This is a genomic window from Fictibacillus sp. NPDC058756 (assembly GCF_042746035.1).
Lineage (GTDB): Bacteria > Bacillota > Bacilli > Bacillales > Fictibacillaceae > Fictibacillus.
This window is the reverse complement of the sequence record NZ_JBHYPU010000002.1, coordinates 68251-80375: the sequence shown is the minus strand read 5'-3', so window position 1 is coordinate 80375 and position 12125 is coordinate 68251. Positions and strand designations below refer to the sequence as shown.

Annotated in this window: 9 protein-coding genes, 1 pseudogene and 1 riboswitch; all 10 genes and pseudogenes read right to left on the bottom strand. The window is 37.7% G+C overall.

The window, feature by feature from the left end:
* Positions 1–64 precede the first annotated feature (64 nt).
* Positions 65–242: riboswitch (cobalamin riboswitch) on the bottom strand.
* 455 nt (positions 243–697) lie between these two features.
* Positions 698–2032 (bottom strand): S8 family peptidase, encoded by a 1335-nt coding sequence (locus ACFW35_RS17235; RefSeq protein ID WP_379847670.1) that lies wholly within the window; start codon positions 2030–2032, stop codon positions 698–700.
* Positions 2033–2158: 126 nt separating this feature from the next.
* Positions 2159–2701, bottom strand: a pseudogene (locus ACFW35_RS17230) (beta-eliminating lyase-related protein); the annotation flags it as partial.
* Positions 2702–2720: 19 nt separating this feature from the next.
* Positions 2721–3329 carry a methyltransferase gene (locus tag ACFW35_RS17225; RefSeq protein ID WP_379847668.1) on the bottom strand — a complete coding sequence of 203 codons (609 nt, stop codon included), beginning with the start codon at positions 3327–3329 and terminating at the stop codon, positions 2721–2723.
* A gap of 164 nt (positions 3330–3493) precedes the next feature.
* Positions 3494–3697 carry a hypothetical protein gene (locus tag ACFW35_RS17220; protein ID WP_379847666.1) on the bottom strand — a complete coding sequence of 68 codons (204 nt, stop codon included), beginning with the start codon at positions 3695–3697 and terminating at the stop codon, positions 3494–3496.
* Between the two features lie 109 nt (positions 3698–3806).
* Complete coding sequence (locus ACFW35_RS17215) at positions 3807–6560, bottom strand: tetratricopeptide repeat protein (protein WP_379847664.1); 2754 nt, start codon at positions 6558–6560, stop codon at positions 3807–3809.
* 217 nt (positions 6561–6777) lie between these two features.
* A complete protein-coding gene (locus ACFW35_RS17210) occupies positions 6778–8046 on the bottom strand; it encodes an MFS transporter (RefSeq protein WP_379847663.1) in 1269 nt (422 codons plus the stop codon).
* Between the two features lie 126 nt (positions 8047–8172).
* Entirely contained in the window at positions 8173–9192 is a 1020-nt protein-coding gene (gene pdxA, locus ACFW35_RS17205; RefSeq protein ID WP_379847661.1) for a 4-hydroxythreonine-4-phosphate dehydrogenase PdxA, read from the bottom strand.
* The gene (locus ACFW35_RS17200) at positions 9192–10505 is read right to left on the bottom strand and encodes a four-carbon acid sugar kinase family protein (RefSeq protein WP_379847659.1); all 1314 of its coding nucleotides are present in this window, start codon (positions 10503–10505) and stop codon (positions 9192–9194) included. Before ACFW35_RS17200 ends, pdxA begins: the two co-directional genes overlap by 1 nt.
* Positions 10502–11281, bottom strand: coding sequence for a DeoR/GlpR family DNA-binding transcription regulator (locus tag ACFW35_RS17195; protein ID WP_379847917.1), 780 nt, complete (start codon positions 11279–11281; stop codon positions 10502–10504). The genes ACFW35_RS17200 and ACFW35_RS17195 overlap by 4 nt, the downstream gene beginning before the upstream one ends.
* Before the next feature lie 198 nt (positions 11282–11479).
* Positions 11480–12064 carry a vWA domain-containing protein gene (locus ACFW35_RS17190; protein ID WP_379847658.1) on the bottom strand — a complete coding sequence of 195 codons (585 nt, stop codon included), beginning with the start codon at positions 12062–12064 and terminating at the stop codon, positions 11480–11482.
* Positions 12065–12125: the final 61 nt, after the last annotated feature.

Genomic DNA, 12125 nt, shown 5'->3' with positions numbered 1-12125 from the left:
AATATTTAATAAGGAACAAATTTATTAAAATACCCCTCGTCTTATCTTCCCAACTCCCGAAGAAGATCAACGCTATAACATGGCAGGTCTCCTGACTCGTGCTTCACTTTACTTTAAGCCCTTCCCGTCCGAAGACAGTGGTTTCGCTTATTTCATCAGCACTTACAGTTGCGGGTACAGCTCTGGATTTTCACCAGATTCCCTTTTAAGTCTGTAACAGACACCATGATTACCGGATTAATCTATATATGATTAGCTTCTATTTTATTATAGGTTGAAGTAACTTTGGTGACAACTACCGCAACTTTATATCCGAAATAATTCTTATCAATTCCTTAAAATTGAACACAAACTGCCAAAGCAATCAGACCATAAGGATTTAATAGAAAAGAGCAAAAACGAAGCAGATATCACCAACTTTCTTGCTTCAACGCAATTTGCCTATCCCTTTGTGAAGAAAGGAATAAGCGGTTACTTTGTGATGTGGAAGGACCTGCGTTTCCGAGTAAACAAAACGTATTTTCCCTGCCATGCCATTATGTATACAACAAATGATCATAAGTTTAAGAGTACCTGTACAGATAAGATATACTTAATAAAAAACTATAAGAAGGTTTTGCGGAAATTAGAAGGTACCTGCACAGCTGAAATTAAGCAAACTGCAAAAAAACTCAAGCATATTTCAGCTTGAGTTTTTTTATTTTGGAACTGAATTCTCAGCGTTTATATAACCAGCTCCATAAACATTAGGATCTCTCTGTAAAGCAGCACCATTTACAGCACCATTCATTAATAGTTCTTTTACTTCCTGAGGGGTTAATTCAGGATTTCTTTGCAAAATCAGTGCTGCGATTCCTGCGCAGATTGGTGTTGCCATTGAAGTGCCTGATAATACAAAATATTGAGAGCCCACTCTGCTGGATTTCTGCAGCTTATCTAAAAAAGAATTTGGTGAACGTAATGATACGATATTTACTCCCGGTGCTAATATATCGGGTTTTACATTTCCATATAGAGTAGGTCCCCTGCTTGAAAAACTGGCTACATCATCATCTGTTATATCTTCAGCAGTGTCTCTGTCATCCAGCGCACCAACCGTTATGATCTGATCGCTTATACCAGGACTTGCGACGGTACCCGCTTCTGGTCCTTCGTTTCCAGCAGCAACAACTACGACAATTCCACTTTCCCATGCTGCTTCTACGATTTGAACCATTGGATCATCATTTTCTTTATTATACTGTTGGGCAGCTGCACCTAAGGACATGCTAATAATATCTATTTTATTTTCTGGATTTTGTTGATTATAATCTATGCACCATTGTACGCCTTGCATAACTGTTTCTAATGAACCGGATCCTAGCTGATCCAATACTTTTACCCCAACAATATTAGCTTTTGGGGCAGGACCGCTATAAAGACCCGAAGATGCTAATCCATTTCCAGCAGCATCACCCGCACAATGTGTACCATGTCCATTATCATCATATGGATCTGTCCTTTGATTGATGAAATCAACGAATCCTGTAATTCTCCCCGAAAGATCCAGATGTGGATAAACACCTGTATCGATAATTGCTATTGTTATACCTTCACCTGTTAAGGCTGTCCCATTTCTAATAACATTTTTCGCCTTTGCTGTAGGCAGAGCGACATCTAACAAGGTTTTTACTTCTCGGTTTAAATATATTTTTTTGACGTGACTGCAGCTTGTGAGCACCTCTTCCAATATTGATGGTGTTATATCTGCACTGCAGCAGGAAACTGCAGAAAACAGATTCCTGATATTACTTTTCCTTTGCTTTGTAAAAAGTTGGTGAATTTCTGAGCACCCATCTTCAAAACAATCTTCTTCAAATTCAATAATGACGGACAATCTCTTATTCTTTTTAATAAAGCCTTCTAATAGATTATGCAAAAAACAAGGTGTCCATTTAAATGGTTTATACAAGTTAAGTACGATATCACGTAAAGATTTATCTAATTTATGAGAATGTGAACGTACAATCTGTACCATAGAATATCCAAACATAAAAAAACCTCCTTCATTCAAGTTCTAATATTCTATGAAATTAACGAGGAATAGGAACGGTACTTGTCCACATTTTATTAAATTTGTGCCCTAAACATTAAAAAAAACCCATCATACAAGATGGGTTCAATCAACGGTTACGATATCTTTATTTATTCTTTCACCAAGCTTTTGAAACAATTCTTCTAATTTTTCTTTAGGGATTGCAGTGTAACGATCTCCAATGCTTACTTCATAAAAGCATGTATCATTATCTATTTCTTTAACATACCCTGATAACCCAATCCCTACATCGTTATATACCCCAATTAAAATTGACTCTATCTTTTCTTTCGGCAAATCAAAATAAACATGAAACATATTCGATATAGGTATTTCAGGAACTGTTTTAACACTTGAACTTTGATTATAATATGCTGCGAGCTCTTTCGCATTTTCATAATACTTACCCATTTTATGTACTCTCTGGTCAAAGTAATAATCTGCGCTGATAATATAAGGATAAAGACTGATCAAATCACCACCATGGCGTCTTTTCCATATCTTTGACTCCTCTGTAAAATCTTTTGGACCAGCAAGAATTGCTCCAGCTACCCCTCCAATTCCTTTATAAAAAGAAACATACACACTATCAAAAAGAGCACAGACTTCCTCGGCGGTCTTTCGCCATATTCATAATCCCCCTTTTTTAGAAAACTAAATAATAGATTAAAAATTTTTCATAAGGATTCTGTTCATATAATTCCGGTAAAATTACTTCTTCTTTTAACTCGAATGCTGTTTGATTCTCTAAAAAGTAGAGATATTCCTCTGGAGCATAATATAAAATAATTTCTATTTGCCTAGGTGTTATCTCAACGGAACGTAAAATATTATTTATGGTCTTCATAAAAATTTGGAGAGAAAACGGATTAAAAAAATAAAACCGATTATCTGCCGGATCGATTTTATACTCTTCTGCCAGACAGGATTGAAAATGAATTTTATCTCTGCCTTTTCTATGTTTCCTTAGATAATTCTCTTTATTATTAAGGGCATCTTCATAAAACGATTCGTTCATTTCTATTCCTACTACAGATGCTTGAAATAAATGATGAATATAAAAGTTTAACCGCCCTTTTCCACAGCCAAAGTCTACAATCCTGTCACTGCTTCTTAACACATACTGATTAAACAGTGTCTCCAGGGCGTGATATGGCGTGGGTTCGTACCGGTTATAATGCACGGAAGGATGAAACCCCTTTTGGTTACCTTGTGTATGGATGTTTAACAATTTATCGTAATACGGATCTTTCATAGATAGCTCCTATTTAAATATGCTTATATCTCTATAATAACAGAAGCTTCTTTTTATCTTCATTCACAAAATTAAGTAAAATTAACATATAAAAAAGACAGAGATATCCATGGTGTCCTCTGTCTTTTTTATTTGAGCTTATTGGATGCTGATTTGGTGAATAACTAATCTTCTTTTGCTCCATCTTCTGCAATCGCTTTTAAATCTGTATAAAAAAAGTCATCATTACATAAAGGGGAATGTTCTTCATCGTATTTATTGACGATTTCTTTCAATTCCCCGGTGTCGCCTTTTGCATTGATTATTTCCACAAGCTCGTTCATCCCATCAGAAGCTTTTTGGTTCACTTTTTCTTCCTTTTCTTTCATGCTTCATCCCTCCTATGATGTTTTATCTTCCCCAAACCGGTTAAATTTACCCTAAAATAAACTGTGCAAGAGAAAAACCCCTATTTCAAAAGAGACTTAGTTTCTATCCTTAATTCCTTAATTTTTTTTTGATACCTTCCTTTCTTCTAAGAGGTTCTCTTAGTTTTGGAGCTATTTGGAGCATCTTATCATAATATTTTACAGCGGTTTGATAGAAAAGAACTGCTTTTACTAAATCCTTCTTTTCTAAATAAATATCTGCAATTAATTCGTAAGTTTTTCCTATGCTGTTATTAACATAAACATAATTCGGAGTTTCTTTAAGAACTTCCTCGCTTAATTTTAAAGATTCTTGCAATATTTCTAACGCTTCCGTCCATTGGTTTCTTTTTAAATACACCTGACTTACCTCACGATATGCTGAAGCTAGCCGGTTTCTGGATCCTCCCTGTTTAGGAGAATAATCTATTACTTTGTGAAAAGTTGCTACTGCCTCTTGAAAGCTCACCATTGCTTCATCCAATAGATCCAGTTCTATCTGAAGAACCATGTAATCAACCGTAGCATGGCCTTTTTTCTCAAGAGCGTCAATAAAATATGGTGACTGTTCAAGCACTTCATCATAAATATGAATCGCTTGCTTAAAACTTTTTATTTTATCAGAGGGATTTGTTTTCACAGAGTAGTGTTCGCCTAACCGCTTATGGACAAGTCCTTTGTTTGTAAGGATTCTTAAATATTCATGAACATCTATGTTCTCTAGGGACCGTTGATAATAGTAAATTGATTTTCTATAGCATTCCCCTTCCAAGTCGTATTGACCGCGTCCATAAAGCTCTCCAAGCTTTTCAAAGGCTAATGCTTTCTTGGCATAAAGTTTTGAATCGTCATTTGAAATTTTCAATCCTTCATCACAAGCTGCGATAGCACTTTTATAATTATTCAATGAATCATCATAGTTAGAAAAACGAATGTTCAGTTTCCCTAACCGAATATATAAGAGAGCCACGATTGTATAATACTCATGATCCCTGTTCTCTTGGTTGCTTTCTGAATACATAATACCTTTTGTTAAATAAGCAAAAGCTTTTTCGTAATTTGTTGTATGAACCATTACTTCAGCTAAGTCGATACTGCATTTACACAAATCCTTAGAAACGCTGCGATTGACTTGCATGTATGTCTGAAAGATTGATATGGCTTCAGCAAACGAGTTTGCAGCTTCTTCATACTTCCCTTGCAATAAAAAAATTTCACCAAAAAATTGATAAACAGCAGCACTTTGCTCCGTTTTCTTCTCCTGTAACATACCTAAGACTACTTCCTCATAATAGGATGAAATGAGCTGGAACTGTCCTGCCCCCTTTAACACCTTTCCCTTTTCTAAAAACCATATTAAAAACTGATCGTTAGAGAAGGTATATCTCCCGTGATAAAAAGCTTCTTGAAACATCCATTTATCGTCTTCTGTTATGCTCTCCCCTTTATTCTTTAGGAGTTTATCATCATAATACTTAAACAAAAATACATGGACCTGCTGAAACAGTGATTTATCATTTAATTGAATATTATCTTGCAAACTAGTTCTCATCATCGCATGCATAACCCATTGCTCTGGTCTAGTTTCATTGATAAACGAGAATCTAAATAAATCTAAATAAGCTGTTAATGGAAACCCTGTATTGAACTTCTCCACTATAGCCTGAAATAATTTTATATCCCAAAACCGTGCAAAAGAAAGGATCTTCAATGTTTCTTTTTCTGAAAGCTCCAAATACCTTAAAAAGCGGTCTAAGATTTCTTGTGGGGTGCTGGAAAAATCATTAGGCTGCGGTGTGCTATTTTCGGTAATTAAGTTATAAGTATCTACCATTAAATCTAAATAATACGGAAGGCCATGGCTGGCTTCGATAATCGTATGTCGTACTTCCTCATTCAAAATGCCGCATGATTGCAAAAACTTATGACAATCTGTTTTTGAGAGCTCTCCGATCAGATGCTGCTCCAAATATTTTTCATTGTTCCATGCGTTATTGACCTTTCCCCACTGAATCTTCTCACGTCCACAAATAACCCACAGCACTTCTGGCAGCTGCAGTACAAGTTCTCTTGCCCATGAATCTCTTTCATAAAACGAACCTTGTTGACGCTTGTTTTCCCAAAGAGCTTCGTAAGTATCTATAAAAATGACTGCGGATAAATTTTTGTCTTTTATGTAATCCCTTAAATCTGCTGCCCAAAAAACTGACAACATTTCTTCTATCTGATTTGGGAGCATATCCTGAAGCTGCATCATTACATCTTTCCCTCGGCCGGTCCACCATTGAATAATCTCTTTATATTTACCCATCCCATTAATCAGCTTTAAAGTCTTAGGCACCCATTGAGCCAGCGGAACATTCTCAAGCTGATGAACTAACTCTCCTATAAAGCTCCCTTCTTCAATAAAGGGCAGATCATTTCCGTTTGTCTTCATACTCAATTGAGGATTTAATTTTTTCCAATAGATTGTATATGCGAGATCAAAAGTAGAAAACTTAATGTTGTAATTTTTTTTCAGTTCTTCACGCAACCAAATTAACGCTTCGCCAGGAATTCTGTGTTTTTCTTCTTTAAAATCAATAATCGCTTTTACAGCAGTAGAATCTATTTGATTTGTTTTCTGATAGAGCTCTCTTAATAAACGAGATTTGCCGATTCCTCCAACCCCGTAATAGGTTAATACTTTATTAGTCGACTTTTCTTTTCGTTCAAAAGCATGAATAAAAGCCTTTGTAGGTTCTTCTCGATCAGTAAACTCTCTCAAAGCAGAGATATTTGCTTTTTTAAATGATTGCAAAGAAAATTTAGGCCGGAGTTCCATTGTCTTCCCCCTCACTTTAACAAGCGTTATGTAAAATATATACTATATTTTACATAAAATACTATTAGTTTCGAGAGGAAAAAAAGTATCTTTTTGTACCCCACAAAAAAGACAGAGAGCTGTAGTTTCGCCTCTGTCTTTTAAACGCCTGTAATTTATTTATACTCTTTTACATGAAAACAATTTCAGACGGTATCATTAGATACCGTCTGAATAGTTATGATACTTTATTTATTGTTGTTTTATTCGGTGCTTTTGTATCTTGCACATTCATCGATCTCCCCAATATCCAGGTAACTAATGCGGCAAGCGCTAGAGAGCCTGCCAAAAAGTAGAACCCAGCATGGAAGCTTCCTGTTACATCCTTTAGGACACCAACAAATTTCGGTCCGTTATAACCTCCCAAATTTCCAATGGCATTCTGCAACCCAAGTGCGGCACCTACTACTCCTGCCGGAATGATAGCGGTAGGAATTGCCCATAATGGTCCGTAGGGAGCATATACACCAATGGCAGTTACCGAAAGAAGAATCATTTGCAGGAGAGGAGATTCAACAAATTGTCCTGCCACCATAGAAAGTGCTGCGATTAACAACGGCGTGACTACGTGCTGCACCCGGTTCATTCGTCTGTCTGACCAGATGGAATTAAGAACCATACCCACTAATGCGAATGTAAATGGAATAGCTGTTAACCATCCCATCATTGCAGGGTCTTTCGTAAACGTACCTACTACACTCGGAACCCACATCGTATACCCATAGAAACCTGTCATCCATAGGAAGTACATCACGACTAAGCCCCAAACTGTTTTGTTCTTGAAAGCTGCGCCATATCCTTGAGATTTAACAGATTTACTTTGTTCTGCATTAAGGTCTGAAAGCAGTTTTGTCCGCTCTTTATCGTCCATCCATTTTGCATCGGAAGGCTTATCTTTAATAACCGCCAACCATACAAAAGCAAAAATGATAGGCGGGAGTCCTTCTAAAATTAAAACCGTTTGCCAATCAAAATGTTTTAACAAGATACCGGAAATCGGGGCCATCAGGATGGCTGAAACAGGCAGACACGCCATCCAAAATGCGTTTGCCCGTGCTCTTTCTTTTACAGTAAACCAGTTTGCCAGCAAAACGAGTACGGCTGGCCAAACTCCCCCTTCAGCAACCCCTAGTAGAAACCTCACTACTTTAAGTTGTCCTTCTGTCTGTACAAATCCTGATGCGGTTGCGCATAATCCCCATAGAATCATGAGAATAAAGATAAATTTTTTCGCAGACCATTTAGTCGCAAGAATCCCGCCAGGAATCTGAAGAATCAAATAACCAACAAAGAAGATTCCTGCGATATCCCCGGCAGAAGATGCTGAGATGTTGAGATCTTCCTGGATGTAAGGCATTAATACACCTACGTTAATACGGTCCATATACGCAAGCATGTACATAATAAATGCTACCGGTATGATTTTTAACCACTTTGAACTTGTCATATGATACAACCCCTCCTAGTTTTGATTTCATTTCTGTAAGATCTTAGAAGCAGATGTAATCGCTTACACAATATCTTAAATAGAGAGAGAAAAGAATTTACCTCTCTCTAGCGGTACCCGAAGATACTAAACCTTTTGTGTACGGAAGTAAACCGAATACTTAGCCGCAAGTTTGATAGCCTCTTCCATACTGACTGAGCCAGCAATACCTGTACCTGCGATGTCAAATGCAGTTCCATGATCGACAGAAGTTCTAAGGAATGGTAAGCCATTTGTTATCGAAATCGTTCTTTCAAAATCTGTCATTTTTGCAGCGATATGGCCTTGGTCATGATAAAGAGAGAGAACAGCATCATACTTTCCGTGTAACGCTTGATGGAAAACAGAGTCAGCTGGGACTGGCCCGAATACTTGGTATCCATCATTTCGGGCTCTTTCGATTCCTGGTGTGATTTCGTCGAGTTCTTCACGCCCGAATAAGCCATGTTCCCCACTGTGCGGGTTCAATCCTGCTACTGCGATTTTTCGTTCCTCAATGCCGAGGCGTTGAAGGGCTTCATCGCATCTCTTCACATAATCATAAATTCTGTCAGCTGTCATCTGACCGATTGCATCTTTAAGAGATAAGTGTCTAGTCAGGAAGAAGATACGTAAAGAGTTTACTTCAAACATTGTTAGCGGATCGGCAACACCCGTTAGACCAGCAAGCATCTCCGTATGACCGATGTAAGGAACATTTGCAGCTTGTAAAGATTCTTTGTTTATCGGTGTTGTGGCGATTGCATCGACTTTGCCTTGATTTGCTAATTCTATGCTTTTTTGAATATATTCAAATGCCGCCTGGCCACACATCGCCTGGACTTCACCAATTTTTAACCGATTGATATCCAAGTTTTCTAAATGGATCATATCAACCGTTCCGAATTCATACTTCCCATCAGTAGGTTCACTTACTTCATTTAATGAAAGAGATACATCTGTAAAGGACATTGCTTGTTTCATTACTTCTTTATGGCCGATAACCAACGGCTTACAGTTCTCATAGATTTCTTTTTTATCCAGAGCTTTCACAACGATTTCAGGTCCAATTCCTGCAGGGTCACCCATTGGGATTACTATAATCGGCTTTGTATCAATTCTAGTCATTAAACTCGCTCCTCTTCTTTTTTATGATTATTTACTTGTTGGATTAAATATTGGACTGACCTCGTAATAGCATCATCTTCGCCTACCAATCCGCCTTTCGTGATGATAGGAAGACCATCCAAATATCCTCCGATCAAACGGCCATATGCAGCAAGTGGAAACACCTCATCCAACAACTGAATACCATATGTTTTTCCGGCAGCACAAATCGATGCTGTTACATCTCCTCCACTCGAAAAACAACCGCTGATCACTGTTTCACTGCCTTGTATGATCTTCTGAGTTATCAAAGCGAGCCCATCCGTAATTCTTTTCGCTAAAGACTCTTCGCTCGTTCCTTGCTCTTTAGCTAATGTCTTCAAGTCTAATAGCTGCTTGTCTGCTTGATAGGTCGTAACCAGCGTGATATCTTCATTCTTGGTGCGTCGTAGTCCTTCTTGGACAGCCCTTGACAATTCTGCTGTTCTTACTTCCATATCAAGGCTTATCAGCTTCTCTGGTACAACAACCACAGGCTTAACGTTCATCGTTCGAATCAGATGATTCAATTGTTTCCCGATTACGTTAGTACAGCTTCCGACCGATACGATTATCTTTGGTGAAGTATTTCGTTTCTTATACTTTTCTTTCACATAACAAGACGTCAGCGGACCAGGGTCAACAGGAATGAACGAGTGATTAAATGAACCCATCGTTTCTGCAATTAGCTTGATCTGATCATCGGTAATAGCATCAATCACAATAATTTTCTTTCCATTTTTCATCCGCGATTCCAATTCAGTGGACAATGCTTCTTTTCCTTTTAAAACAAGGCTTAATTCAATATGATCCACAGCGTATCTGCTCTGATCTGAAATGATTTTTAATACATTTGATTGCTTCAAAGGATTTTGAGGATCTTTTGCTACATCTGTTTCCTGTACTGGAACACCATTTACTAAGAGGTATCCCCCAACCGCTGTTCTTCCTGAGTTTGGGTAAGATGGAACAACGATTGCAACTGACTCTTCTGAAAGGGCATCCAGCATGGCATCGATCTCTGCACCGATGTTACCCCTGACTGTACTGTCAATTCTTTTGCTGAAAAGTTCAGCCCCTAAACTAGCCATTCGGTTAACAGCTCTCTTCACTCGTTCGTAAGCGATCTCTTTTCGAATGTACCTGCTGTCAGTATCCAAACAAATGGCGTCATAGTTATATCCTTTAACGTTCGAGTCATCCAAAATTGTCGCTGTTGAAAATCCCTGTTTTGTTAAAAGAACTCCGGTTGCATTTGCTCCTGTCAAATCGTCTGCAATCACAGCAATTTTCATAAAGCCGATACCTCACCTTCAGGAACAGAGTGAATGACAGTCTGTTCGCTAAAACGCTTAAAGTCTTCGCTGCTAATTTGTGAGTCTGTAATGATACCGTTGATCTCATTTAGTGAACAAACATGAGAGAAAGCATTCTTATTAAATTTGCTTGAATCAGCAACCAGCCAGATCGTTTTTGCTGAGGATATCATCAATTTTTTTATCAATGCTTTTTCCATTGTTGGCGCTGACATACCATTGCCCAAATCAATAGCATGTGTACCAAGGAAAAGAAGGTCCACTTTTATTTCCCGCAATAAAGCTTGAGCATGAGGTCCTAACATAGAACCTATTCCAGATTGTATGTTTCCACCTGTACAGATGACGGAAGAAGGACTGTCCACTAATTCACTCGCAATTTTCAGATCGTTCGTTATGATGGTTAAATCTGTCCTGTTCCTAATCATTTTGGCAATTTCACGGGTTGTTGTTCCTGAGTCTAGTAAAAGACTGCAGCCTTCAGGAATTAACGTGGCCGCATATTGCGCTATTAACTTTTTTTGTTCGGTTCTAGTTTCTGTCTTACTTTGATATGGAGTTTCTGAAATAAGAGTATTTACTGCGATTGCTCCACCGTGTGTTCGAATTAGCTTGCCCTCATCCTCCAGCTGCCCAAGATCTCTTCTAATCGTCATACTTGAAACTTGCAGTTCGTGGACGAGCTGATCAATCTGGACCTTTCTATCTCTTTCTAGAATTTTCATGATTACTAGTTTTCTTTCTAAAGGAAGCATGTTGTTCACTTTTACCACATCCTTGTGTTCAATTATGTTCGTTTATGTTGTTTTTTGCAACCATTTTTTCAATGTTTTCTAAAAATACTTTTATTTTAAAGGATTTCTTTCTTTTTTAAGCTAGTGTATCCGTTCGCATTAATAATTTCCAATCAAACAAAAAAACCAACTCCTTAGAGGGAGTTAGCTTCCTTGTCATCATTTTAGTCTTTTCTCGGTTACTGCTTCACACATCATATTGTACATCTTTTCAACACCAACCTCTGATGCCTCAAAGTCAAATGCATTTTCCACACTAATTCCCATATTGTCCGCTTCCTTTACTGCATCAATATTTGCACCCATGAAAATGAATTCCCAACTGTATTTCTCTTGCTGGTGCTTGATCAGTTCTTTTACTTTTTCATAGGTAAACTCACAGCTTGCATTTTCCATACCATCCGTTGTAATAACAAAAATTACATTACCTGGTCTTTGTTCTTCAGTTGTCGCTGATAATCTGTGACCTACATCTAAAATTGTTTTTCCAACTGCGTCAAGCAGAGCAGTAGCTCCTCTTACGTAATACTCCTTTTTTGTTAACTTTGCTTTTGCTGCATCTACACCATTCCATAAAACCTCATACTCGTCATCAAAAAGGACTGCTGTGAGCATCGTTTCCCCCTCTAGCTGGCACTGCCTTTCAATAAAAGCATTAAAACCTCCGATTGTGTCACTCTCTAGTCCAGACATAGATCCGCTTCTATCCAGCAAAAAAACAATCTCCGTTACATTTTTATTCATAATCATCATCCTCCAAATTTGTTTGTCATGCTATAATAATAGCTACATTTATCCATCATTT